The 24,185-nt window shown below is 57.6% G+C and carries 21 protein-coding genes; 8 read left to right on the plus strand and 13 right to left on the minus strand.

What is annotated here, in order from left to right; translation table 11 throughout:
- Positions 1-15: 15 nt before the first annotated feature.
- On the minus strand, positions 16-723 hold the full coding sequence (locus VJ369_RS11480) for a FadR/GntR family transcriptional regulator (RefSeq protein ID WP_096254866.1): 708 nt from the start codon (positions 721-723) through the stop codon (positions 16-18).
- A gap of 28 nt (positions 724-751) precedes the next feature.
- The gene (locus VJ369_RS11485; RefSeq protein ID WP_324092204.1) at positions 752-2,464 is read right to left on the minus strand and encodes an L-lactate permease; all 1,713 of its coding nucleotides are present in this window, start codon (positions 2,462-2,464) and stop codon (positions 752-754) included.
- Positions 2,465-2,574: 110 nt separating this feature from the next.
- On the opposite strand from VJ369_RS11485, the gene VJ369_RS11490 reads away from it, so the two are divergent.
- From VJ369_RS11490 to VJ369_RS11500, 3 genes are read left to right on the plus strand one after another with little or no spacing between them, the layout of a single operon-like run.
- Positions 2,575-3,339 (plus strand): (Fe-S)-binding protein, encoded by a 765-nt coding sequence (locus VJ369_RS11490; RefSeq protein ID WP_324092205.1) that lies wholly within the window; start codon positions 2,575-2,577, stop codon positions 3,337-3,339.
- Positions 3,340-3,356: 17 nt separating this feature from the next.
- Positions 3,357-4,808 (plus strand): LutB/LldF family L-lactate oxidation iron-sulfur protein, encoded by a 1,452-nt coding sequence (locus tag VJ369_RS11495; protein ID WP_414652654.1) that lies wholly within the window; start codon positions 3,357-3,359, stop codon positions 4,806-4,808.
- Positions 4,805-5,437 (plus strand): LutC/YkgG family protein, encoded by a 633-nt coding sequence (locus tag VJ369_RS11500; RefSeq protein ID WP_324092207.1) that lies wholly within the window; start codon positions 4,805-4,807, stop codon positions 5,435-5,437. Before VJ369_RS11495 ends, VJ369_RS11500 begins: the two co-directional genes overlap by 4 nt.
- Positions 5,438-5,524: 87 nt before the next feature.
- Here the strand turns inward: VJ369_RS11500 and aztD are convergent, their stop codons facing one another.
- From aztD to aztB, 4 genes are read right to left on the minus strand one after another with little or no spacing between them, the layout of a single operon-like run.
- A complete protein-coding gene (aztD, locus tag VJ369_RS11505) occupies positions 5,525-6,691 on the minus strand; it encodes a zinc metallochaperone AztD (protein WP_324092208.1) in 1,167 nt (388 codons plus the stop codon).
- A gap of 21 nt (positions 6,692-6,712) precedes the next feature.
- Entirely contained in the window at positions 6,713-7,624 is a 912-nt protein-coding gene (locus tag VJ369_RS11510) for a metal ABC transporter substrate-binding protein (protein ID WP_324092209.1), read from the minus strand.
- A 12-nt stretch (positions 7,625-7,636) separates the two neighbouring features.
- Positions 7,637-8,890 carry an ABC transporter gene (locus tag VJ369_RS11515; protein ID WP_324092210.1) on the minus strand — a complete coding sequence of 418 codons (1,254 nt, stop codon included), beginning with the start codon at positions 8,888-8,890 and terminating at the stop codon, positions 7,637-7,639.
- Complete coding sequence (gene aztB, locus VJ369_RS11520) at positions 8,887-9,741, minus strand: zinc ABC transporter permease AztB (protein WP_324092211.1); 855 nt, start codon at positions 9,739-9,741, stop codon at positions 8,887-8,889. The genes VJ369_RS11515 and aztB overlap by 4 nt, the downstream gene beginning before the upstream one ends.
- A 53-nt stretch (positions 9,742-9,794) precedes the next feature.
- Between aztB and VJ369_RS11525 the strand changes: the two genes are divergently transcribed.
- The gene (locus tag VJ369_RS11525; RefSeq protein WP_324092212.1) at positions 9,795-10,439 is read left to right on the plus strand and encodes a metal ABC transporter ATP-binding protein; all 645 of its coding nucleotides are present in this window, start codon (positions 9,795-9,797) and stop codon (positions 10,437-10,439) included.
- 48 nt (positions 10,440-10,487) lie between these two features.
- Here VJ369_RS11525 and VJ369_RS11530 read toward each other — a convergent pair whose 3' ends face one another.
- The 4 genes from VJ369_RS11530 to VJ369_RS11545 all read right to left on the minus strand — a co-directional run bounded on the left by VJ369_RS11530 (position 10,488) and on the right by VJ369_RS11545 (position 15,182).
- The gene (locus VJ369_RS11530) at positions 10,488-11,123 is read right to left on the minus strand and encodes a GntR family transcriptional regulator (protein ID WP_324092213.1); all 636 of its coding nucleotides are present in this window, start codon (positions 11,121-11,123) and stop codon (positions 10,488-10,490) included.
- A gap of 81 nt (positions 11,124-11,204) precedes the next feature.
- On the minus strand, positions 11,205-12,695 hold the full coding sequence (gene tcuA / locus VJ369_RS11535; protein ID WP_324092214.1) for an FAD-dependent tricarballylate dehydrogenase TcuA: 1,491 nt from the start codon (positions 12,693-12,695) through the stop codon (positions 11,205-11,207).
- 154 nt (positions 12,696-12,849) lie between these two features.
- On the minus strand, positions 12,850-13,620 hold the full coding sequence (locus VJ369_RS11540) for a response regulator (RefSeq protein ID WP_324092215.1): 771 nt from the start codon (positions 13,618-13,620) through the stop codon (positions 12,850-12,852).
- Complete coding sequence (locus VJ369_RS11545) at positions 13,617-15,182, minus strand: ATP-binding protein (RefSeq protein ID WP_324092216.1); 1,566 nt, start codon at positions 15,180-15,182, stop codon at positions 13,617-13,619. The genes VJ369_RS11540 and VJ369_RS11545 overlap by 4 nt, the downstream gene beginning before the upstream one ends.
- A gap of 199 nt (positions 15,183-15,381) precedes the next feature.
- On the opposite strand from VJ369_RS11545, the gene VJ369_RS11550 reads away from it, so the two are divergent.
- From VJ369_RS11550 to VJ369_RS11560, 3 genes are read left to right on the plus strand one after another with little or no spacing between them, the layout of a single operon-like run.
- Positions 15,382-16,365 carry a Bug family tripartite tricarboxylate transporter substrate binding protein gene (locus VJ369_RS11550; RefSeq protein WP_324092217.1) on the plus strand — a complete coding sequence of 328 codons (984 nt, stop codon included), beginning with the start codon at positions 15,382-15,384 and terminating at the stop codon, positions 16,363-16,365.
- On the plus strand, positions 16,362-17,024 hold the full coding sequence (locus VJ369_RS11555; RefSeq protein WP_324092218.1) for a tripartite tricarboxylate transporter TctB family protein: 663 nt from the start codon (positions 16,362-16,364) through the stop codon (positions 17,022-17,024). Before VJ369_RS11550 ends, VJ369_RS11555 begins: the two co-directional genes overlap by 4 nt.
- Position 17,025: 1 nt before the next feature.
- Positions 17,026-18,570 carry a tripartite tricarboxylate transporter permease gene (locus tag VJ369_RS11560; protein WP_324092219.1) on the plus strand — a complete coding sequence of 515 codons (1,545 nt, stop codon included), beginning with the start codon at positions 17,026-17,028 and terminating at the stop codon, positions 18,568-18,570.
- 64 nt (positions 18,571-18,634) lie between these two features.
- On the opposite strand, the gene VJ369_RS11565 is transcribed toward VJ369_RS11560, so the two are convergent.
- From VJ369_RS11565 to VJ369_RS11575, 3 genes are all read right to left on the minus strand, one after another.
- Complete coding sequence (locus VJ369_RS11565) at positions 18,635-19,429, minus strand: IclR family transcriptional regulator (protein ID WP_324092220.1); 795 nt, start codon at positions 19,427-19,429, stop codon at positions 18,635-18,637.
- Positions 19,430-19,522: 93 nt separating this feature from the next.
- Positions 19,523-21,100, minus strand: coding sequence for an MFS transporter (locus tag VJ369_RS11570; RefSeq protein WP_324092221.1), 1,578 nt, complete (start codon positions 21,098-21,100; stop codon positions 19,523-19,525).
- A 298-nt stretch (positions 21,101-21,398) separates the two neighbouring features.
- Entirely contained in the window at positions 21,399-21,998 is a 600-nt protein-coding gene (locus VJ369_RS11575) for a TetR/AcrR family transcriptional regulator (protein ID WP_324092222.1), read from the minus strand.
- Positions 21,999-22,144: 146 nt separating this feature from the next.
- On the opposite strand from VJ369_RS11575, the gene VJ369_RS11580 reads away from it, so the two are divergent.
- Positions 22,145-24,067, plus strand: a complete 1,923-nt coding sequence (locus VJ369_RS11580) for an FAD-dependent monooxygenase (RefSeq protein WP_324092223.1) — start codon at positions 22,145-22,147, stop codon at positions 24,065-24,067.
- The last annotated feature ends 118 nt before the right edge of the window (positions 24,068-24,185 follow it).

Here is a 24,185-nt window from a genome sequence, read left to right on the forward strand (position 1 = left end):
GCTTTCAAAGCGGTCTTAGCGCGTCTGCGAGTAGAACCAGGTGATGTGTTCTTCTATCAGCTGCGCAGCACGTTCGCGCTGGTTAGTGGCGAAAGCGTGATGGATCGCCTTGTGCTGGCGTCGAAGCACACGCACGACAGGCTGCCAAGATTCATCGTTGGGAATCGATTCAGCAACATAATGGCTGATCGAATGTCTCAAGGATTCCATCATTGACTCCACCACGGTGTTTCCCGCCATGGAGGCTAACAGCACGTGGAATTCTGCATCGATGCGGTGAAATTCCTCGCGAGATAGCTGCGCGTCATCCATGCGCATAATCAACACCGCGGTTCGATCAATGACCTGCTGCGCATGGAGCGGGTTACGTGGAGGCATCTGCGCGGCCCACGTTTCCAACAAAATACGCGACTCAACGATCTCGCGAACGTTGATCCCTTTGGCAGCCAGGTGCATTCGTAGGGCCTGCGAGATTCCGGCGGCAGGGTTGGAGATGATGACGGCACCCGAATTTGGTCCGGATCCCGTTGAAGTCTTCACCAATCCCAGCACATCGAGAATTCTGATGGCATCACGTACCGAGGCACGAGAAATCTGATGCTGCTCCGCGAGCGCACGCTCGCCGGGGAGCTGGTCCCCTAAGGCAAGTTTTCCCGAACGCAGGTCAGACTCGATTGAGTCGAGGACAACTTGGTACGCACGCGGAGCTGGATTTATAGACATCAGTAGACCATTTTAGCCTTTAACTCAATTATGGAAGCATCCAGGACAACACCGGGGTGGACTGCAGGTAAACCAGGGTGCAAAGCACCAGCAGCATACCGACGGACCAGCCAGCGACCTTCTTCAGGATGACCGACTCTTGGCCCTCCATCTTTACCGCGGTGGCGGCGATTGCCAGGTTCTGTGGCGAGATCAGCTTGCCGACCACGCCGCCGGAGGTATTTGCAGCAACCAGCAGAGTTGGGTCGATTCCGGCATTTACGCCGGCGGTCTGCTGTAGCTTGGCGAACAATGCGTTAGCCGAGGTGTCGGAACCGGTCACTGCGGTACCAATCCAGCCCAAGATTGGCGAGAGGAATGCGAAGAATCCTCCGGCGCCAGCAAGCCAGGTACCTACGGTGATTGTCTGTCCGGAAAGGTTCATGACGTAAGCCAGGCCCAGAACCGACAGGATGGTCAACGCTGCGTAACGCATGTTGTAGATGGTCTTGCCAACTTCGGCCAGCCCTTCGCCAAAGGTCATCGCATATTCACCATTGCCGGTATTACGCGAGTAAACAAAGGCAACAATCACGCCGGTAATCAGCAACAAGGTGCCAGGCGATGATAGCCACTGGAAGTTGTAAATCGTGGAAGACACTGGTTCGCCAGCGGCATTCAGGATGTTGCCATCCAGTCCTGGCCAGCCGAACTTGATGTCGGTGCTTGACAGCCATTTAGGAATATCAACGCCCAGTTTCCATAGCTTGGCCACACCGAAGATCACGATGACCAGCAGGTAAGGGAACAATGCCATCCAGGTGTTGGCTCCATGAAGCTTCTGGTTACGCTCAACAGGTTCTGCGGCGGCTTCAGGTGTCAGTACCCGCTGGCGCGCCTCATCGGCACCCTTTGGAGTCCAGAAACGAAGCAGTACAACGGCAGCGGCCAAACCAACGAGCGAGGCAACGATGTCGGTCAGTTCGTAGGAGAAGTAGGTCGCGCAAAGCCACTGGGCGATACCGAAGGAAAGACCAATGGTCAGGGTTGCTGGAAGCGTCTGACGCATACCGCGCCAGCCATCGATAACCAAGACCAAAATCGAAGGAACAAACAATGCCAGCAGCGGTGACTGGTGACCAACAACGGCGCCAATGTCTGCGGCCGGGATTCCGGTCAGTGCACCGGCGGTGGTGATCGGGATAGCAACGGCGCCGAAGGCAACCGGAGCGGTATTAGCGATCAGTACCGCGCAGGCTGCACGCAGTGGGGCCAGACCAAGAGCCAGCAGCATGGTTGCGGTAATTGCCACTGGGGCACCGAAACCTGCCAGCGCTTCAAGCAGACCACCGAAGCAGAAGGCAATCAATACCGCTTGGATGCGAACGTCTCCGCCGCCGATTACGTCAAAGACGCGGCGCAGATCCTCGAACCGACCGGATTTAACCGTCACCTGGTAGAGGAAGATTGCCATGACAACGATCCAGACGATCGGGAAGGCACCGAACACCATGCCCATCACGCCGGAGTTCAGCGCCATCCCGACCGGCATCTGCCAGCCGAAAATTGCGATGATGATGGCAACTACTAAGGAGCCAAGACCGGCAACGTGCGCCTTGGTCTTGATTACTGCCAGCAAAACAAAGAAGGTGAGAAGTGGGATCAAAGCAATAAGTGCCGAGATCGCAACACTTCCTGCTACAGGATCCGTTGTTGGTGTAAACACGGTGTGGGCGTCCTTACTCGAAGTTGGTCTGACCATATGTGGTCCGACCACCTAGCGTACAAGGTGAGGGCCATCACAACAAGTCTTGACTTATAGAAAGTTCAACGCATAGTATGGTCAGACCACACTTCGAAAGAGTTATTACTATGCGGATTGCTCTCTTTGCCACATGCATCGTGGATGCCATGTACCCCGAAACCGCCAAGTCGACCGTGAAAATCCTGGAACGCTTGGGCCATGAAGTCGTATTTCCCAAGGCTCAGGCCTGCTGTGGGCAAATGCACATCAATTCCGGATATATGCCTGAAGCCCTGCCTGTGGTGGAAAACCACATCAATGCCTTTGATACCGATGATTATGATGTCGCGGTGGCCCCGTCCGGTTCCTGCGTCGCTTCGGTCAAGCACCAGCACCCCCGACTAGCCGAACGCCTGGGCAAACCCGAGCTGAAGGAACGCGCGGTCGCGGTGGGCAAACGCACCTATGAACTCTCTCAGCTTCTCGTTGACGTTTTGGGAATAACTGATGCAGCGCAGCAGCTGGGCAGTTACTTGCCGGAGACCATCACCTATCATCCTTCCTGCCACGGCATGCGTTCACTGCAGCTTGGCGACCGTCAGCTAGATCTGCTGAAGACCGTAGGCGGAATCAACGTCGAGGTCCTCCCGGAAGCCGACCAGTGCTGTGGCTTCGGCGGCACCTTCTCGATCAAGAACGCCGACGTGTCTTCGGCCATGCTCGATGACAAGGTGAAGAACATCTGTTCCACCGGTGCTTCGGCCTGCGCCGGCGGCGACGCCTCCTGCCTGATGCACATCGGTGGCGGACTCTCGCGCACCGGTGCCAAACCCAAGACCCTGCACCTAGCCGATATTCTGGCTAGCACCATGGAAGAGACGGTGACACTGTGACTCAGGTATTCCTCGGCATGCCAGCACCCGGACATGGCAACCTCTTCGAAGAAGAGCCATTCCCGCAGGCAGCACACCGCGAACTGGGCAATACCCAGATGCGCAAAAATCTGCGCCACGCGACCCACACCATTCGCGACAAACGACTAAAAGTTGTTGGCGAACTTCCCGACTGGGACGATCTCCGCGACTCCGGTTCGGCCATCAAGAACAACGCCATGGCCAATATCGAAGAGCTGCTACTGCAGTTCGAAAAGAACTTCACCGCCCGCGGCGGCATCGTTCACTGGGCGCGAGATGCGTCCGAGGCGAACAAGATCGTCACGGAACTCGTCAAAGCAACCGGGTCCACCGAGGTGGTCAAGGTCAAGTCCATGGCCACCCAGGAAATCGGCCTGAACGAGCATCTTGAAACCGAAGGCATCGAAGCCTTCGAAACCGACCTCGCCGAACTTATTGTTCAGCTGGGCCACGATAAACCAAGCCACATCCTGGTACCCGCAATCCACAAGAACCGCACCCAGGTGCGCGATATTTTCTTGAAGGAAATGCCGGGGGTGGATCCAACCCTCACCGATGAGCCAGCCAAGCTGGCCGAGGCGGCCCGCTCCCACCTCCGCAGGAAATTCCTCGCCTCCAAGGTTGCGATCTCCGGAGCAAACTTTGCGCTGGCGGATACCGGAACGCTGGGAGTAGTGGAGTCCGAAGGCAACGGCCGGATGTGCCTGACCCTTCCAGAAACCCTCATCACCGTGATGGGTATCGAAAAGGTTCTGCCTCAGTGGGAAGATCTGGAAGTCTTCATGCAACTGCTTCCACGTTCATCCACCGGCGAGCGCATGAACCCTTACACCTCGCTGTGGACCGGTGTCACCGAAGATGACGGCCCACAGAACGTGCACATCGTCTTGCTGGATAACGGACGCACCCGCGCTCTGTCGGATCGTTTTGGACGCACCGCATTGAACTGCATCCGTTGCTCGGCATGTATGAATGTCTGCCCGGTCTACGAGCGCACCGGTGGCCACGCCTACGGTTCAACCTACCCAGGCCCAATCGGCGCGATCCTCTCCCCCCTGATGACAGGCATCGAAGCCGAGGATAACGGCTCACTGCCCTACGCTTCGTCACTGTGCGGCGCCTGCTATGACGCTTGTCCGGTGAAGATTAACATCCCAGAGATACTCGTTCACCTGCGTGGTGAAGATGTGGATGCCAAGCGTGAAACCCATAAACTTCCGACCCAAATGGATCTGCTGATGAAGGGTGGTTCCTGGGCACTGGGCAAGGGGAAGAATATTGGTCTGCTTGAAAAGGCACTTCCGCTGGGCCGCTTGATGGCAGGCAAAGACAAGAAGATCAAAAAGCTTCCGGGCATTGCAGCGGGCTGGACCCAGAGCCGCGATGTTCCTGCCCCGCCAAATAAGTCTTTCCGCGACTGGTGGAGTGACGAGAAGGAGTCCAAGTGAGCGCCAAAGAAGAAATCCTAGGCCGTATCCGCTCGGCACTATCCGACGCACCGGTAGCCGAGCAGACCCCGCGCGAGTACCGCAAGAACTCGGAGATGTCAGAAGAAGAACTCATCGAGATGCTCGTTGACCGCCTGATTGATTACAAGGCCGGCGTTGAGGTGATTGAGTCCGCACAGATTCCCGAAATGGTGGCGGCAAAACTCAAAGACGCGAACTCGGTGGTCTACCCGCACGGGCTGGAACAGCGGTGGTTGTCTCAGCTTCCCACGGGCATTACGGCTATTGCCGATGCACCGGGTGCACGATTGAGCGTTGCCGAGTTGGATCAAACCAGTGCGGTGGTAACCTCCTCGCAGGTTTCCATCGCCGAGTCGGGAACCATAATTCTTGACGGTGAACCAAATCAGGGTCGCCGTGCGATCTCGCTGGTTCCGGATCACCACCTGTGCATCGTTCCGGTCTCCAGCATTGTGCAGTTGCTTCCCGAAGCAATGCCACGGCTGACCATTACCCGTCCGCTGACCTGGATCTCTGGCCCTTCGGCCACCAGCGATATCGAGCTGGAACGCGTTGAGGGTGTTCACGGTCCACGCACCTTGGATGTTTTGCTGGTGCGCGGCCTGTAACTGCCAACTGTATGAAAGCCTTCATGGCCGGATCCCGTTCCTAAACTTCCAAGGGGATCCGGCCGCGAGTCTTTTAATTCTCAGTACCTACTTGCCGGTGAGTGCCATTTCATTCGGCGCGTGTTCTAACTTCACCGAGGACTTCTTCTCACCGGTAGCCAGATCTACCGCATGAATAGATTTGGTTGCCGGGTCAGCCACGTAGGCAGTATTTCCATCGATACGCAGGGAGGGGTGTGGATCCTGCCATTGGGCAGGATCTTCCCAAGGCTCGATGACCTTGAAGTCACGGGTAATCTTCCCGCTGCGCGGATCGATCACGTGAATCTTGCCGTCCATGCCCAGCAAGTAACCCAGATCTTGTGGCCCACGCGCTATCCCCCGCCAGGTGTATTCTGCGCCTTGAGGCAAGTCGACTACCTTGAAGGTTTGCTTGGCGGCATCAATCAGGACGATCTGGTCAAGCAGTGTTCCTTCCGCGTCGGGGTCATCCTTATAATCCCCGATGACCAGTTCGCTAGTCGGCGACACGTAGGCGTTGCCCATCCGCCCGTAGGCATCTGCTGCTTTCAACTTAGTGAACTTAGCATCCGCGTAAAGCAGGGCTCCGTCTTCGCAGCCAAAGACCGCGCGGCCCTGCCCCGTCATTCCTTCACCATGCACGTTCGGGCAATCGGTGTTCCTTGCAGCCTCCTCGCCATTCGCATCTATGAGTCTCACCCCGCTGCGTGAGCTGGCATCTCCGATGGTGGTAAGCAACGATCCATCACCAAGGGCCACCGAAACACCATGATGCGCAGGTGAAGTGATGGTTTTGGTTTCGGGAAGTTGATCTTTGCGCTGGGACAGCGACGCAGTCTCAAAAATCGTGGTGGTACCCGTACCATCGTCAAAGAGCGCTGTCTTTCCTGCATGTGGGACCACGTGTCCGGCGGCGCTTGCGCCGAAAACAGTCTCCCGCAGTGCAGGTTCCACTGCGTCCAGAACTTGGAATCCGGCCGAGGTGGTCAGCAAGAAGTTGCGTCCGTCTCCTGCTGAATTCAGTCGGGTGAATTCCTCGGTTTTAAAGCTTTCGATGACCTCTAGGGTTTCCCCGTCCAGTACCGACACCCCGTTGGCGTATCCCACGGCAACACGAGGCGCGTTAAGTTCTTCCCGTGCGGCGTCACTCTGGGCCCCGCAAGCCGTTGCGCACAGGCCCAGAACCGCCAGCATCACGGTACCGGGCAAGAGGTGATGATTTTTCTTTTTCATTTTTCCCTTCTCGGCTACGCGTTAGCCGCGCAGCGCTTGGCTGATTTGTTCGGTATTCGACTGCATCATCTGCAGGTACGACTCGGCTCCTTGGCCAGCCATGGACAGCGATTCGGTGTACAGATCAATGATTTCCACCTCGATTTTCGTTTCGCCGGCGAGGGCGCGGGCTAATTTGTCGGGCTGAGCCGACTCCACAAAGATTGCGGAGACCTGAGCTTCGCGGATCGCCCCGCTGAGCGAAGCCAAGTCAGCGGCGCTCGGCGAAGCGAGGGTGCTACCCGAGGGGATCACCGCGCCAATAACTTTGAGGTTGAAACGGTCTGCCAGATAGCCGAAAACATGATGGTTCGTCACGAGCTTGCGCTGAGCTGAGGGGATCGCGGAGAACGCGTTGAGCATCTGCGCGTCGAGGTCAACAAGTTTCTGGCGGTAAGTTCCCGTGGCCGCATCAAGTAGCCCGGTTGAAATTCCAGTGATCTGTTTGAGGTCCTGTTCCAATGCGTCAACTACCTGCACAACCCGTGCCGGGTCAGTCCAGAAATGCGGATCCTCTGCTCCGTTCGCCCCGGGCACGCTCAGTAGCTCGATGTGTTCGGTCGCCACAAAGTGGTTGACTCCGGCCTCGTCAACGGCCTTGAGCTGTCGACTTAGCCCTTCTTCCAGGTTCAGGCCATTGGAGACCACAAGATCCGCGTCCTGCAATTGAGCTGCCTGTTGGGCGGAGATCTCAAAGGAATGCGGATCAACGTTGGGCGGCATCAAGGTGTGCACTGTTGCTTGCTCACCTACCAGATTTCTCACCACGTCTGCCAAGATATTTGTGGTCACCACGATGCTCGGTTTTTGTTCTTGTTGTCCTTGGCCTGTACATCCGGTGAGCAATAAAAGCCCGGAAAGTACAAGTGCGATTAGCTTAGTTACGTTTGCCATCTTTTTGATCTTTCAATTTCCGACCTGGGTCATCCAATGCGGTGAGGTTGCAGGTGTTAGGGTGCGTGAGATGCGTGCCGAGTCCGTGAAGTCGATTTCATAGACCTTCTTTTCGCTCGGCGCATTAACATAGGCGCGCTGTGCATCGATGCTCAGGTTAACGCCGCGTAGCGCGTCGGGGTCCTTCACGGTGTGCGCCAGCAGTTCTTTGGTGATGCCCACGCGCTGACCGGATGTTGTTGAATAGACCAGCACTCGTCCGCGATCGTCAAGAGCCACAATGTGCCCCGGTGAATCCCCCACCGCGGAGACTCGTAACAGCTTGTACTCGCTCAATATCCGTTGCAGCTGTAGTGAACGCGTATTCAGTACCCACGCTCCGTGATCTCCTGCCAAGCCCGCAACAGCGGGGCGGGCTTTGCGGTGTTCCAGAGACTCTGCGCGGTCACCGGCCTTGGTCCCTGCCGGGTAGGGAACCAGCTCAAATTCCGCCGAATCATTCGGGGTCTCCGTGGCGACTAAAAACCCCTGGTCGCAGGCGATCACCAACCCGGCAACCGTGGAGGTGGCCCCGGCGGGCTCAGTGCATTGAGCCGAAGCACCGGCGACAGGTTCACCGGTAGCATCTAGATACTGCACGCGCATGTCTGCCGGTTTCTTCCCCGGCCAGCTGGAAATCGCTCCGTCGCCTAGAGGAGCCAGCAAACCCCGGTGAGGATCGTGGTGGGTGGTGAAGCGTTTACTGATTTCACCGTCTGCGAGCCGGGCGTTATCCAGCAATATTCCTTCACCGGTGGCAGGGACGTACACTCCTGTGCTGCCCGCGGTGGAGAGTGGCCCGCCTATGACCACGGCCTTGGGTGCGATATCCAGAGTTCCGATTTTCCGTTCGGTTCCCCGATAGAAATGGAAATGATCGGTGTGGTTCCAGCTCCACACTCCGCTGTCTAAAATCGCGAGCCCTTCACCCGTGGAAACGAAGAGGTACCGCCCATCGCTGTGCAAGGCACTGACCTTGTCCAGCGAGTCGAGGCGTGACTCGGTCTCGTCGAGCAGGTCAAACATCCCGGTAGATCCGTGCTCGTCGATCGTCGCCAGGTGCAGGGGCGCTTCGGGAACCTCACGGGCGCCTGCAACAGCTCCATGCCCGGCCGGTGGTTCGTTGCTCGTTGTTTGAGTTTCTTCAGGGGCACCAGAGGAGAGGCATCCGGTGAGTAAGAGGCTGGCAGCCAGCCCAAGAACTACCGTGCATTTTTTGGATTTCATCGGGCACTTTCTAGTTTCTTGATCGCGGGTACGGTCCTGGCCTGATGCTTGGTTGCCCGGCGTAGCAGTGCAGAGAGGCCGGCAAGGAGTATGGCCGTGCAGGCTATAGAGGGGCCGGCCGCGCTTTGCGCATACCAGGAAATTAACAGGCCGCCGAATACCGACAGCACCCCGAAGACGGCGCCGAGCACCATCACTGCCGGGATTCGAATCATCCATTGTTTAGCCGCAACCACTGGTGCCAGCAGCATCCCAACCACCAGCAGGGTCCCAACGGCGCGGAATGATGCGGTGATCGCCAGGGCAACCAGCCCTACCAACATGATCTGGGCAAGTTGCGGCCTTAACCCCAAGCTCTGCGCTATCCGTGCGTCGAAGGCTGCGGCAACAAAATTCCGGTGGAACAGTTTAGCGATGACTATGCTCACCGCGAGCGCCGCGGCGAGCATCCACAGGTCCGCTGTTCCGATGGCCAAAATATCTCCAAAGAGCATGCTCGTGGCATCTGTGGCGAAACTTTTCGAATGCGATACCACGATGATGCCTACCGAAAGCATTCCTACAAAGACCAAGCCGATGCTGGTGTCATAAGATAATTTTCCTCGCCGTTGCAGCGCGCTCAGCATACCGGTCATGACCAGCGCGCTGGCTCCGGCACCGAGCATGACTGGGAAACCTAGAACAGTAGCCATAGCGACTCCTGGAAGCAGCCCGTGACCGATTGCTTCACCCAAAAATGCCATGCCCCGAATAACCACCCAAGTACCGGCGATGGCACAAATGATAGCCACTAAACTGCCGCCGATGAGGGCACGTTCCATAAAGTCAGAAGAGAAAGGATTTGTCAGCACACAGAGAAGACTAACCTTAAATGAGAATCATTATCAATTGCTATACTCGGAACATGACATGCTCCGATACCCGATTACTCGCTCATTCCCTTTATTTCTCTTACGAAAACCGTGAAATCCTCTCAGACGTGTCGCTGTCGATTCGGGCTGGAGAATTGGTGGCGATCACTGGCGAAAACGGGTCGGGAAAATCCACCCTGCTGGAACTTTTGGCTGGGATTATGGCGCCGGATCGCGGACTGGTTGAGCGATCTTGTCCCGTGTCTCTGGTCGTCCAACGCCCAGCGGTCCCGGACGGACTGCCACTGACGGCGGGGGATGTCGTAGCCATGGGCACCTGGCGGTCAAAAATTACTCGAAAACAGCGGCAGCAAGAGGTAAGCCGCACCCTCGCACACGTCGAACTCCCGGGATTTGAGACGAGGGATTTTACTGAGCTCTCCGGCGGCCAGCGCCAGCGAGTTTTAGTAGCACAAGGACTGGTACAACACACCGGCATCCTGCTGCTTGATGAACCACTGGTTTCCATGGATTCCCCCAGCCGCACGCTGATCCACGAGATCCTGCGTTCCGAAGTACGCCAGGGATTGGCCGTAGTGCTGGTAACCCATGATGAAGATTCCAAGATGCTGGCTGATCGCATCGTGGAGCTGCGTCATCCAGATATAGTGGAACCTGACTTCTTGGCGGCGACGTAGCCTTAAACTCAAAAACCACCGCCGAGGCGGGGGTTTTGAGGTATGTGGCTAGAGGTAAGAGAACATCTTCAGACGCATCGACTTCGCGGTCGCCATATGCGCACGAATCAGCTCTTGGGCATCTTCTGCACGGCGCTCCCTGACCGCAGTGACCACGTTTTGATGTTCATCCAAAGACTCGGTCCATCGTGATCCCACGGACAGCGTCGAAGTGGGTGCGTGCAAATGATGCGTGGCCAACCGCTCCAGAAGATCTTCCAGGACGGTGTTGTGCGCGGCGCGCCAAAGCGCTCGATGGAACTCGATGTTTGTGGTCAGCCGTGTTGCGTCATCCGGTTCGGTCAGTGCGCGGTCGCGGTCAACCAATGCCTGAAGGCGAGTGAGGTCAACCTCCGTGCGTACCGCGGCTGCTTCTTGTGCCGCCTGGCCTTCTAACAGAATCCGCAGATCATAGACCTGCATAATCTGTTCTGGGTCGATCTCGCGGACAAACAGTCCGCGCGCACGGCGCTCAAGCAGCCCTTCGTGGAGCAATCGGGTTAAGGCTTCGCGCACCGGGGTGCGCGAGACGCCAAAGCGTTCAGCCAGCGCGACCTCACGCAACGGGTCACCTGGCGCGAAGGCGCCACTCAGCAAGTCTTCCTTCAACCGCTCGTGAATCGTTTGAGAATCGATCTTTGCCATGCCCCGCCATCCTGCGTTCAAAACTATTAATATGCACTTCCCCCGCACGCGGTGCCGCGTGCGGGGGAAGTGCACTTTGCCTTAGGCCAGATTACCGGCTCGGCGGCCGAATACGACACCAGCGGCAAGACCCGAACCACCTGGGTAGTTGGCCGAGAACAGTCCTCCGAGCATCTCGCCGCAGACGAACAAGCCCGGTACCGGCTGTCCGTCTTCGTTTAAGGCGCGGCCTTCGGTATCGCCCTTCAACCCGCCGAAGGTGAAGGTGATACCGCAGGTGACCGGGTAGGCGTAGTACGGACCGGTGGCCAACGGCGAGGCCCAGTTGCTCTTGACCGGGGTGACCTTGGAGGCGCGTCCGTCCAGCACGTTAGGGTCGAAGGGGATGCTGGTATCGATGCCGGCGTTGAACTCCGTGATGGTCTTGGCCAGCGACGCGGGGTCGACATTGATCTTTTCGGCCAGCTCTTCTACGGTATCGGCAACTACCTCGGAGATTTCCGGCATCTCGTACTCTTCACTGCGCAGCATCGGACGCAAATTTGCGTCGAAGATCTGGTAAGCGACGGAATCGGGCTGTTTCAGGATTTCGCGGCCGTACTTCGCGTAGGTCAAATTGCGGAAATCCGCGCCTTCGTCGAGGAAGCGGTTGCCGAGATTGTTGACGATAATGCCCAGCGGGTAGGACTGGCGGGTCAGGCGGTTGGTCAGTTCGCGGTTCGATTCGTTCTTCGCGGTGAACGCGTCCCACTGCACCGAGTGGCAGGTGCTCCAATCGCCGCCCTTGGCAATGCCGATATCCAGACCGGCCTGGATCATGGCTCCGTGGTTGTACGGGGTGCCGCGAACCTTCGCGTTCTCCCAGCCCTCACCCAAGTGCTCCTTGCGCATCTCGGGGTTGGATTCGAAGCCGCCGGAGCCCAGGACGACCGACTCGGCACGCAATTCCTGAACGCTGCCGTCGGCCTGGCGGACCTTGACTCCCTTAACCGCGCCGTCTTCAACGATCAAACCGAAGACATCCTGCTCGAAGCGGACCTCGGTACCCAACTTTTCAGCCACCGCAAGGTGATCCTTCATCAGGCCTTCTCCGCCGTCCACGTTTCCGACATGCAGACCGCCCCAGAAGAGGAAGGTGCCATCTTCGCGGGCATAGGCCTGGCGCTCGTACATGAGGCGGTACTTCAGCCCCAGGGACTGCAGCCAGCGCAAACCAGGGGCGGCTTCGGTGACAAGAACCTCGGTCAACTCCTTGTCGTTGCGCCCTTCGGTGACCTTGGCCAAGTCACTGGCATAGTCTTGTGCACTGTAGGGCGGAACCTCGGAGACCGGGTGGCGCTCGTCAAATTCAATGAAATCCTGCAGGTCTTCCAGACCGTTGTGCGCAATACGGGTGGCGCCTGCGGTGTAGTAGCTGTTGCCGCCGAACTGGTCGCGTGGAGCTTTCTCCAACAAGAGGACCTTACGGCCACGGGTAACGGCTGCGTGAGCCGCAGTGAAGGCGGCGTTGCCACCGCCTACGACGATGACATCTGCGACTTTGGTGTCTTTTTCCTGGACTGGAGTAGTCATGAGTGGTGACCTTTCGGAATTCACGAATTCGGATGAGCAAAACGTGTGAGACCCACACGAGCCGGCCCCGAATTTGACGTCGGAACGTTGCTTCCTAATTAGTGTATACACAAAAGAACATTAAAAACCACATGTGTGCAGAATATTTTTAAGGTTACCTCCAGCGGTACCTGTGCTCGGGTCTCCCAGCAGCACCGTACCGGGGTTTCAGCTCAGCGAGCTTGCGCTCTACCAGGAAATCCAGATACCGGCGCGCACTTACCCTTGAAATTCCGCAGCCCTCCGCCAGTTCCTTCGCCGAGATTGCTCCGTCCCCTTGCGGCAGGGCTTCGCGCAGGGTCTGGCTGACCAATGCCATGGTCGGCGCGGTAAACCCCTTCGGTAAGCTCGTGGTTTCGGAGGCCGGAGCAGCACCTGCCTCTAAACGTACGGTGGCCCCGGAAGGAACGGGAGCTCGTCCAGTCGCAGCGGCCAGCAATCGGTCCACCTCTGATTGGCCCAGCACGGCCGCCTGATCGGAGGAATGGCGGCGGGCGCGTTGCGCGTAGGCAGCAAGCCGGGCTCGAAAGTCCTGCACGTTAAACGGCTTGACCAGGTAGTCCTCAACACCATGTCCTACCGCTTTGCGTACCGATTCACGCTCGCTATCCGCGGTGATCATGATGATGTCCACAGCAATATTCAATCCACGCACCACCTCGAGCACTTCCAAACCAGTCAGATCCGGCAGGTGCACGTCAAGCAGCACCAGATCCACCTGATGCTCCATGAGGTAGGGGGCGACCGAGCTCCCGCGTTCAAGCACTCCGACCACTTCAAAGCCTTCCATGGTCGCCAAATACCGCCGATGCAGACCGGCCACCGCAAAGTCATCGTCGACGACCAGTGTCCGGATAGCTGGTTCGATGGGAAGCTCATTGCTCATTTTGTCTCATCTCGTAGCGGCCAGCCAGATGGCTGGGGCCGTAATGGCCATGCGGCAATAACTCTGGCACCACCGAGATGCGAATCTTCAAAATGCAAGACTCCTGCACGGCGGTGCACGATACGGTCAACCAAGGTTAATCCGATACCTCGCTCATGTACCGGATCCTGGGGACCGCGCTTGCTGCTAAATCCAAGCTCTAATACTTTAGTTTGCGCCGCCTCGGAGATTCCAGGTCCGGTGTCCTCGACTACTGCTCGCAGTCCCCTACCGTCCGCATTAACCTGGATCAGCACGGTTCCACCATCACCGGCGGCTTCGATGGCGTTGGAGAGGAGGTTTGAAATAACCGTGACGGTGTCTTCGTCCGACACCCAGTCGCGGCCGGTATGCGATCCTTCATGCACCCGCAATTCAACACCTGCCTCGTGCGCCACCGCCAGCTTGGCGCTGAGCAAGGCACCCAAGGTGGGGTCATCCAACAACTGCACCCCGTCGCTTTGATGGGGGCCAACAAATCTTTGAATATGCTCCTCCGCTTCATCCACTTCCCCGATGGACAGCAGACCCGAAATGAGGTGGAGCCGGTTAGTGAATTCATGGGCTTGAGCCCGCAAGGTGTCGGTCAAACCGCGTTGGCCACGCAGTTCACGCAGGGTATTTTCAAGCTCGGTCCGGTCCTTGAGCGTCAAGGTAGTGCCGAAGTGCTGCCCAGAGACTGCGGCCTCACGGCGGGTTGCGATCAGCACCCTCTCGCCGGAGAGTACGTTCTCTGTCAGGTCCCGGTCGTTGCTCGTGTTGCGCAGAAATTGCACCAGGGAGGGCTCAAGAACCTCTTCGATCATTTGCCCTTCGTAATCCCCGGGCAACCCGAGCAAACGAATCGCTTCCTGATTTGCAAGGGTCAGCGTGCCATGCTCATCAACGCCGATGACGCCATCGCCCACCGCATAGAGCACCGCTTCGCGGGCTTGGAGCATTCCATGGATCTGGTCTGGATCAACCCCGTAGATTTTGCGCACCTTGCGCGACGCCAAGCCGGCACCAACAGTTCCCAATGCGCCCGCCAGCAGAATCCACGGAGCGAAAGCCCCCACCATCTCTGCGAGCTGCATGCGGGTCTTACTCTGCAAAATGCCCACCGAGACGGTGCCGACCACTGTCCCGTGATCCCAAATAGGTTGTTTCACTCGAAGCGTCATCCCCAGGGTTCCATCTTCAATTCCGCGGAACGACTGCCCGTCCTGAACCAGTTCGTGGTTGGAGGAAACATGCTTGCCGATCATCTGCGGATTCGGGTGGGCCAGGCGGATGCCATTCATATCGGCAACCGTCACATAGTCCACCCCCGAAACCTGCTGGGCCATCTTGGCCATCGGCGCAATGATCTTTTCCGGGTGCTCGGTTTCAAAGGCGTTCTGGATTTCGGTCAGTTCCACCAGCTCGCTGGCCACGGTTCCGACCTCGTCAAAGGCCGCATTCTGCACCCTGCGCATTTCCACGGCCATCACGCACGCGGCCACCAGCAGCAGGGTGCCAACCACAATCCCCAGCTGCAGCAAGAGAACCTGCGCCCGCAGGCGCTTAGCCGAAGGCCTTCTACGTTGAGAAATTCGAGTTCACCGTTTTCTTTATTTTCTTTATTGCCAGTTATGAACAGAACCCTATTTTAGCTGTGCTCCACGTCACTGCGCCTGCGATGGTTGAACCTCCTCGCCGATCCGGTGAGGCATGTCACTAACAACGAGGTTACGGAGCATCGTGAGTAAACGCATAACGGGCAAGATCGCCTACGGTGCCGTGGTCGCTGTCATCGCTGGGCTTGCCTTCACCAACGCCGCAGCATCTGGCGGCGAATCTTCTGCACGTAGCAAGCTGGTTCTCATGGCCCCCGCAGCTCCCGGCGGTGGCTGGGACGGCTTCTCACGTGAAGCTCAGCAAGCCATCAAATCCATTGGCGGGGTCAACAACGTTCAGGTTACCAACGTCCCGGGTGCCGGCGGCACTATTGGTCTAAGCCAGTTCGCTCAGATGACGGGCCGCCACGACATGCTGATGACAACCGGTGGGGTGATGATCGGCGCGACCGAGCTAGCCAAGAGCGAAACGTCGCTTAAAGACGTGGTTCCCATCGCCCGGCTAGCCGACGATTACGCGGTGCTGGTGGTTCCCTCCAAATCTGATATCAAAACCTTGGACGACTTCGTTGAGCTATGGAAGAAAGATCCAGGCGGAACCTCCATCTCCGGTGGTTCACTGGGGTCTATTGACCACTTGCTCACCGGATTAGTCGCGCAGAAAGTCGGAATTGATCCGGCAGAGACTAACTACATCGCTTATTCCGGTGGCGGCGAGGCTCTGACTTCGATGCTCGCCGGGACCACCGTGGGCGGAATGTCCGGTTACAACGAAGTAGCCGACCAGATCGAGGTAGGCACATTGCGCGCACTGGCGATCTCCTCCCCCGAGCGGCTCGAAGGCGTGGACGTCCCCACCTTCAAGGAACAGGGTGTTGACGCCGAAATGGCGAACTGGCGTGGTTTTGCTGGAGCCCCTGGCATCACCGAAGAACAAGAGCAGGAATTCGTGGAGATCATCACCGAATTCCGTGAATCAGAGCACTGGCAAAGTGCACTGGAACGCAACAGCTGGACCGATAACTTCATGATTGGCGATGAATTCGACAAGTTCATCGACAACGAAACAGCAGTCACCGCAGAAATTGTTAAAGGACTAGGACTATGAGTACCCTCAACGACCAGGAGGCCGGCACCTTGCCCGATGGCACTTCACCGGTCCAACCTGCCGCAGCCCCGCAGAGCTTCTGGACCGGACGAAGCGAATTTGTGGTTCCCGGACTCATCCTTGCACTGGCAATATTCCTGACTTACCAGACGGCCACCATGGAAGTCATGGGCAGCTCGGTCCCGGGACCGCAGTTTTTCCCCACCATCGTGTGTGTACTGCTTTACCTAGTGGCCATCGTGCACATCGTGCAGATCATTCGCCACCCTCAGCCAGCTGACCCCACCAACGACTCGTCGAATCCGGATTTTTCCGCTGAGATGCTCGGAGATCTGGCTTCAGCCACCGACCGCGGCCGCAGCAAAATTGAAGGCCGCACCCCGGATGCAAAACTTCCGCAGAACTGGAAGACCTATTCGGACTGGAAAACGGTGGGCGCAATCGTCGCAGCCGTTGCCGGCTTCGCCCTCTTGCTGAAGCTGGTCGGTTGGATCCTCTGCGCTTCGGCCCTGTTCTGGGTGGTATCCCGCGCGCTGGGCAGCAAACGCGCCATCTTCGACATCAGCATCGCGCTGCTGTTCGCTTCCCTGATCCAGCTGGCGTTCAACGCCGGCCTGGGACTGAACCTGCCAGGCGGCTTCTTGGAAGGACTGCTCTAAAATGGAACAGCTGAATTTACTCTTTGAGGGCTTCCAGCATGCGCTGACGCCCATGAACCTGCTCTGGGTTCTGCTTGGGGCCATCTTGGGCACCGCAGTTGGCGTGCTGCCTGGTCTTGGTTCCTCTATGGCTGTGGCACTCTTGCTGCCCATCACCTTTTCGCTGGACCCTACCGCGGCGTTCATCATGTTTGCCGGTGTTTACTACGGCGGGCTGTTTGGCGATTCGACTTCCGGCATCCTGCTGAACACCCCGGGCAACTCCTCGGCGATCGCTTCGACCTTCGAAGGCCACCGCATGGCCCGCAACGGCTTGGCGGCCAAGGCCTTGGCTACCGCGGCGATGGGCGCATTCATTGGCGGACTGCTGGCCACCACAGTTGTGGTGTTCTTCGCTCCGACACTGGTCAAGCTGGCCACCGCTTTTGGTCCGGCAGAGTACTTCGCGCTGGCTGTATTCGCCTTCCTCGCAATTTCCTCCGTGGTCTCAGAATCAATCGTCAAGGGCCTGATGTCTCTGGGTGTTGGCTTGGCGCTGGCCATGGTAGGAGTCGATGGGCCCAGTGGCACCGTGCGCTACACTCTGGATATTCCGCAGCTTTTTGATGGCATGTCCATCGTGGTTATTACCGTGGGCCTGCTGGCTCTGGGCGAGGTCCTGCACATCGCCTCCCGCATCCACCGCGATCCGGCCGCCGAACGTGTCAAGCCAAATGGACGTCCACGTTTACGCAAGCACGACATCAAGAAGGCAATGCCAGCGTGGTTGCGCGGCACGGCATTTGGGCTGCCTTTCGGCATCATTCCCGCAGGCGGCTCGGAAGTCCCAACTTTCCTGGCCTACGGCACCGAAAAGCGGCTGGCAAAGCGTCGTGGTGATATCGAGTTCGGGCAGATCGGCTCGATTCGAGGCGTAGCTGCTCCCGAAGCCGCGGCTAACGCCACCGCAGGTACCGCAATGGGTGCGCTGCTCGCTCTGGGACTGCCAACCAGTGCCACCGCTGCCATCATGCTCGCTGCATTCCAGCAGTACGGCATGCAGCCAGGCCCGTTGCTCTTCGAACGCAGCGGCGATATGGTTTGGGCTCTTCTTGCCTCACTGTTTATCGGCTTGGTCATCCTGCTCATCTTGAATATGCAGTTTGCGGTGCTCTGGGCGAAGCTGCTGATGGTTCCGCGCCACTACCTATATGCGGGCATCACGGTCTTCTCGGTGCTTGGTGTCTACGCTATTAGCTCTTCGACTCTTGACCTGTGGGTACTGCTCGGTATCGCCTTGATCGGTTTTGTGATGCGCCGCTACGACCTGCCTCTGGCACCCGTACTGATCGCGGTGATCCTTGGCCCACTGGCAGAGACGGAACTACGCCGCGCTTTGACGGTCTCCGAAGGCGATGTGACCGCATTGGTCTCCAGCCCGACGACGATCATCCTGTACGGCATCTTGCTTGCTGCACTGCTCTTCAGCGGTGCAAAGCACCTGCACCGCCGAGCACGTCAACGCACTGATGACAGTGAAGGAAATAAAGAACTGATTGACGCTTAGCGGTTACTGCACTGCCAATGGATCGGATCTGGGACTGTTCCCCAGGTCCGATCCATTTTTGTGCTCAGTGCCCTGCCACGAAGTCTGCGAGCACTGCCTCGATGTTCATTTTGGATTCAAAGACCGCGGCTACCAGACCGGCGTCGAAGCGCTGGCGAAAACGCACCGGCGGAATCGAAACGCTCAACCCAGCGATCACCTCACCGGCGCCATCGCGCAAGGCCACGCCCAGTGCGTTGGTTCCGGCTTCGGTCTGCTCAAAGTTCACCGAAAAACCAACATTCCGCGCCGCCATGAGATCCTGCTCCAGACCAGCGAACCAGCTTTCATTAAGCGGCTTCTGCGAAATCCTTGATTCCCGTACATATAGTTCCCGCACCGTCGTTTCGCCTAGCTGAGCGAGGATGGCTTTGCCTGCCGAGGCCGCGTGCGCGTCCATTACCTCCCCTTGGCGATCTCCCACCCGCAATGGCCTTGAGCCTTGAACGGTAGCCAAGAACCTGACCTGTGTTCCGGCGCGCACCATCAGGTTGACCGTTTCATCGATCTCCGTGGAAAGTATTTTCATCTGCGGCACAACTCGTTTGCGTAGTTCAGCAGTCCAGGACATGCCTGCAGGTGCAACCCCGAGGGCCGGGCCTGGAATGTAACGCTGCGCAGTATCTTGGGCTGCAAATCCGCGGTAGACCAGCATGGACAGTAAACGGTGCGCGGTAGACCGGGAAACGCCGAGTTCCACGGCAGCATCGCTCAACCGTACTGCCCCAAAGTCACGCAGCAACTCGATTAATGCCAGCGCGTTGTCCACCGATTCGATGGGATACGCCGGCGGCTTACGTCGAGGTTTATTAGGCTGCATAGCTTGAATTTTACGACGGAACCTCGGGCATCACGAAAGGGCGAGAGGTACAAGCCTCTCGCCCTTCTGCGGAGCGTATTAGATTACCTGATGTCAGTCGACGAGCTGCTCCGTTTGTTCTTTCGATCCGTGCAGACCAATGAATGCGAGTAATGCTGCTGCGAGTGCTGCAATGGCAATCACCAGATAAGCCGAGGTGAATCCCGACCCCAGAGCTTGCATGGCCAATTCCCCTGCCGCCGATCCAGGTGCACCCTCCGGCAAAGAATTTACCGCCAAGGGGCCGCCGAGTTGAGCGATCTGCGTAGCTGCCCCGAGCTGCTCGGCGGCCAGACCTGATCCTGGCAGCGCCGCAAGCAAATGGCCGCCCGCCGAACTGAGCGCCACCGCGCCGACGATTACCGGACCCAATGCGAAGCCGAGGTCACGCAGCATATTTGTGGTTGCGCTGGCCATCCCTGCCTGCTGACGTGGCACTGCGTTCACCGCCATCGCGGTCATCGGGCTCAACGTCAAAGCGAATCCGAGGCCCACCAGCAAGGTCGGCACGACGAAAGGTGTTATTGAACGGTTAGTGACATCAAATCCAGACATGATCCAAGCCCCCACGGCCATCAGCAGGAATCCTGCGGTAAGCAGCCAGCGCGAATCAACACGTGCCTGCAGACGGCCAACTACACCACTGAGCACAAACGTTGGTCCCTGCAGCAGCAAGAACAGCAGCCCAAGATAGAGCGCGTTCTGATGCTGGACCGGCCCCAGCCACATGCTCGTGGAGAAGCAGGCTCCGAGGAAAGCAAACATTCCGACCACGGCGACGATCGACGAGACCGTGAAACGGCGGTTCAGGAACAACCTCAGATCAAGCAGTGGTTCTTCGACTTTTAATTCAATGATGATGAAAATTGCCAAAAGCGCCACCCCACCAATGAGTCCAGCCAAGACGTATGGCGAGCTCCATCCGGCTTCCGGTCCCTGGACCAGCCCAAAGAGCAACGCGATCAGGCCCACCGCAAAGGTGATCTGACCCCACAGATCTGGGCGGCGGCTCGCAGCTTTCTCGGTTTCTACCGCACGCAGCACGGCTACTAGCAGGGCAGCCAGGGCGAACACAGCGACCGCCAGATAGGCCGGACGCCATGAACCGAAGCCCGCAAAAAGTCCGCCAAGCAAGGGTGAGAGCGCCGAACCAGCGGAGAGGAACCCTGCCCAGATCGCGATGCCGCGAATTCGCTCGGCCATCGTTTTCGAGGTTGCCGCAATCAAGGCCAGAGAGGCCGGGTAGATTGCGCCTGCGCCCAGTCCGTTGAGTGCCGAACCGATCCACATCATCATGATATTCGGAGCTGTGAAGCAGATCAGCGAGCCAATCACGATAAGACCCGCACCGCCAAGCACGAGCTTGCGGTGGCCAAATTTGTCGCCTAATACCCCGAAGGTGAGCTCAAAGACGACTACCGGAATCATGAAGGCTGCGGTAATCCAGGTCAGTTGGGATCCAAAGGCATTAAAGGTGATTTGGAATTCACCGTTCAGCGCGCCGGGCAAGGCATTGGCGATCTGTGCAACCATCACCGCCAGTGAGGCCGCAAGCAATGTTCCGCTCAGTTTGCGGCGCGGTCGTCTCGCCGAAGCCTGTCGGGATACAGCTATCCCCTGCTGGTTGGTCATGGGTACTCCTAGTAACAAGTGTGGAGGCGACTGGGCGTCGGGTGCGAGTGTGTGTTCGTTGCGCTTCTTCGACATTTGCTGTGGCGTGAATCACTGGCGAACGACTCAAGCATGCACTTGGGTATACAGGGTGTCAAGTGAGTTCCGTCGAGTGAATTGAACATAATGTTATGTTAAAGTCTCAGAAAATCCTTGAGTTTTCAATGATTTCATGGCGCTGGATTCACGAGAATTTTCAGCCAAAAAATTATTTAAAGTCTGATTTATTAAGTGACTAGGAGTCGCAATTCAAACGGAATTAGGATTCGCTGCGGTCACATAGAAGCTGGCACCAGGCGTCCGCCATCGTTTCAAGAGCCACCCGCTCGGAGACCACCCAGCCTAAACGAATCCAGCGCATGGAAAAGAACTCAAGCTGCCCAAAAGCCAAGGTGCAACGAATGCGCCTGCTGTCCGCCTCGAACCTTTCGGTGCGTTCCAATCCTGACTGCATCTGACCAATCGCCACATCAAACCAGCCATCGAGCATCGCTTGGATCTCCGGCTCCACCGAAGCAGCCTGGTGAATCACCACAAGGTGCGATTTGATCTGTGCCCATTGATGAAACTTTCGTGCGATCCACGTACGGATGATCTCCCGATCATTGGAAGCAACGACCTCATCTAATGGTGGCTGATCTGCGGCAACAAGCACCGTATCCGCATGCTCCACCAAAGAGCGCACCAACTCCGCCTTGGAAGAAAAGTGCAGATAAAAGGTGGCTCGGGTAGCCCCTGCCGCGCGTGCAATCCGATCCACTGACGTGGTGGCATAACCGTGTTCCATCATGCATGCCAGACCGTTATCAATTAGCAGCTGTCGAGTCATCTGTTTTTGGGCCTGCCGCAGGTTGGTCATCCATTCACTGTATCCAGTCTGCCGAGCCGGCAATCGGGGCGACACTCAGGATTCTGTTCCGCAAGGCAGAACTCCATAGCTAGATTGTGCCTTGCAACACTATGGTCGGTAGAAGTCCAGCACGCCAAAACCTCAGGAGTTGCACCATGCAGTACTACGAAAATGGATACCACCCCGGCGACCCGGAACTCCAGCCAGCTAACCCGGCGCGGGACCACTCGGAGACGATCCCCGAACAGGTAGATGTTCTCGTAGTAGGTACCGGCCCGGCCGGTGCGGTGCTTTCCGCTCAGCTCTCCGAATTCCAGGAAATCTCTACCCTCATCGTGGAGCGTAACGCCGAACCGCTTAAGCTCGGGCACGCCGACGGCGTCGCATGCCGAACGGTGGAGATGTTCAACGCCTTCGGCTTGGCAGATCGGCTGATGCGTGAAGCCTATTCGGTGAACGAGACCGTCTTCTGGCGTCCGGATGAAAATGAACGCGAAAATATCTCGCGCAGCGGCAGAGTGAAAGACGTTGCCGAGGGACTGAGCGAATACCCGCACCTGATTGTTAATCAGGCTCGCCTTCAGGAATTCCTCTTCGAGAAAATGGCTAAAAATCCGAGCCGTCTCGCGCCCCACTATGGTGTCGAGCTGCTTAGTGTCGAAGACACCGAAGAGGGTGACTACCCGCTGCGAGCACAGCTTCGCCGTGGCGGCGAACAGGGTGAAGAATTTACCGTGCAGGCCAAATACGTTGTTGGTGCCGACGGCGCCCGTTCAAACGTACGCCGTTCCATGGGCATTAAGCTCGAAGGCGACGCTAAAAACCATGCGTGGGGCGTGATGGACATTCTTGCCACCACCACTTTTCCCGATATCCGCTTCAAGGCTGCCATTCAATCGGCAGACGGTGGCAATATCTTGTTGATCCCACGCGAGGGTGGACATATGGTCCGCCTGTACGTGGATCTTGGAAAGCTTGACCCCACCGACCGCGAGGCGCGTAGTCGCTTCACCTCGGATCAACTCATCGATACGGCACGTCGCATCATGCACCCGTACACCTTGGACGTTAAGGAAATCGCCTGGTGGTCCGTCTACGAGGTAGGTCAGCGGCTAGCTGGCCGATTCGACAATTTGACCGCCGACTCGCCCAAGGATGCCGAGCCTCGAATCTTCATCGCCGGGGACGCTTGCCACACGCACTCGGCCAAGGCAGGCCAGGGCATGAACGTTTCCATGCAGGACGCATTCAACCTTGGTTGGAAGCTGGCCGCGGTACTTCGCGGACAAAGCCCGCAGTCTCTGCTGCGTACGTATTCTCAAGAACGTCAGGTTATTGCCCAGGAACTGATCGATTTTGACACCAAATGGTCCAAGACCATGTCCACTGCCCCGAAGGACCCAAATAATCCTGAAGCTGGTGGAATGGATCCGGAAGAAGTTCAGGCGCAGTTCGTTCAGGGTGGTCGGTTCACCGCAGGGTTCGGAACGCAATACACGAAGTCCTTACTCACCGGCGGCACCACCCATCAGCATCTAGCTGCTGGGTTCCCGGTAGGCGAACGTTTTTATTCCTCGCCGGTCACGCGGATTGCCGATGCACACCAAGTCGGGCTGGGACACACCGCCAAGGCCGACGGCCGCTGGCGACTGTACGCGTTCGCCGATCAGAACACCTATGGCGCTTCGCCGAAGTTCGATGCACTAATGAAATTCCTAGCTCAGCACGCGCAGTCACCGTTGAATGCTTTCACAGCAGCTGGCGCCAGCACAGATTCCGTATTTGATCTCAAAGGGATTTTCCAAGGTTCCCACACCGGCACTACGGTGGGGCAGCTACCAGCAGTGTTGTTGCCCAAGGTGGGTTCTTTGCAGCTCACCGACTACGAAAAGGCCTATTGCTCAGAGCTTCTTGATGGCCAAGAAATTTTCGAAGCCCGTTCCATAAGCCGTGAAAATGGCGCCATGGTCGTAGTACGTCCAGATCAGTACGTGGCACAGGTTCTACCACTGACTGCAACCGCAGAACTTACCGAATTCTTCAGCGCGTTCATGAACCCTGCACTGGTCAAGATCTAAATTCTGTACGTTCTACTTTGGCCTGAGCCGTCATCCGACGGCTCAGGCCATGTCATCTTCGTCAATGATTTGGCCTACCTTGAGAACATAAGATGTTCGTAGATCATGGGTTCAACGG

Source organism: Glutamicibacter sp., assembly GCF_035257265.1.
GTDB lineage: Bacteria > Actinomycetota > Actinomycetes > Actinomycetales > Micrococcaceae > Glutamicibacter.

Excerpts from the sequence above, each read along its gene's own strand:
- VJ369_RS11555 (WP_324092218.1), top strand. The coding sequence starts at position 16,362 with ATGAGTACCCTCAACGACCAGGAGGCCGGCACCTTGCCCGATGGCACT.
- VJ369_RS11570 (WP_324092221.1), bottom strand. The coding sequence starts at position 21,100 with ATGACCAACCAGCAGGGGATAGCTGTATCCCGACAGGCTTCGGCGAGA.
- tcuA (WP_324092214.1), bottom strand. The coding sequence starts at position 12,695 with ATGACTACTCCAGTCCAGGAAAAAGACACCAAAGTCGCAGATGTCATC.
- VJ369_RS11510 (WP_324092209.1), bottom strand. The coding sequence starts at position 7,624 with ATGGCAAACGTAACTAAGCTAATCGCACTTGTACTTTCCGGGCTTTTA.
- VJ369_RS11515 (WP_324092210.1), bottom strand. The coding sequence starts at position 8,890 with ATGAAATCCAAAAAATGCACGGTAGTTCTTGGGCTGGCTGCCAGCCTC.
- VJ369_RS11495 (WP_414652654.1), top strand. The coding sequence starts at position 3,357 with ATGCCAGCACCCGGACATGGCAACCTCTTCGAAGAAGAGCCATTCCCG.
- VJ369_RS11575 (WP_324092222.1), bottom strand. The coding sequence starts at position 21,998 with ATGACCAACCTGCGGCAGGCCCAAAAACAGATGACTCGACAGCTGCTA.
- VJ369_RS11565 (WP_324092220.1), bottom strand. The coding sequence starts at position 19,429 with ATGCAGCCTAATAAACCTCGACGTAAGCCGCCGGCGTATCCCATCGAA.
- VJ369_RS11485 (WP_324092204.1), bottom strand. The coding sequence starts at position 2,464 with ATGGTCAGACCAACTTCGAGTAAGGACGCCCACACCGTGTTTACACCA.
- VJ369_RS11480 (WP_096254866.1), bottom strand. The coding sequence starts at position 723 with ATGTCTATAAATCCAGCTCCGCGTGCGTACCAAGTTGTCCTCGACTCA.
- VJ369_RS11560 (WP_324092219.1), top strand. The coding sequence starts at position 17,026 with ATGGAACAGCTGAATTTACTCTTTGAGGGCTTCCAGCATGCGCTGACG.
- VJ369_RS11540 (WP_324092215.1), bottom strand. The coding sequence starts at position 13,620 with ATGAGCAATGAGCTTCCCATCGAACCAGCTATCCGGACACTGGTCGTC.
- VJ369_RS11530 (WP_324092213.1), bottom strand. The coding sequence starts at position 11,123 with ATGGCAAAGATCGATTCTCAAACGATTCACGAGCGGTTGAAGGAAGAC.
- VJ369_RS11490 (WP_324092205.1), top strand. The coding sequence starts at position 2,575 with ATGCGGATTGCTCTCTTTGCCACATGCATCGTGGATGCCATGTACCCC.
- aztD (WP_324092208.1), bottom strand. The coding sequence starts at position 6,691 with ATGAAAAAGAAAAATCATCACCTCTTGCCCGGTACCGTGATGCTGGCG.
- VJ369_RS11580 (WP_324092223.1), top strand. The coding sequence starts at position 22,145 with ATGCAGTACTACGAAAATGGATACCACCCCGGCGACCCGGAACTCCAG.
- VJ369_RS11525 (WP_324092212.1), top strand. The coding sequence starts at position 9,795 with ATGACATGCTCCGATACCCGATTACTCGCTCATTCCCTTTATTTCTCT.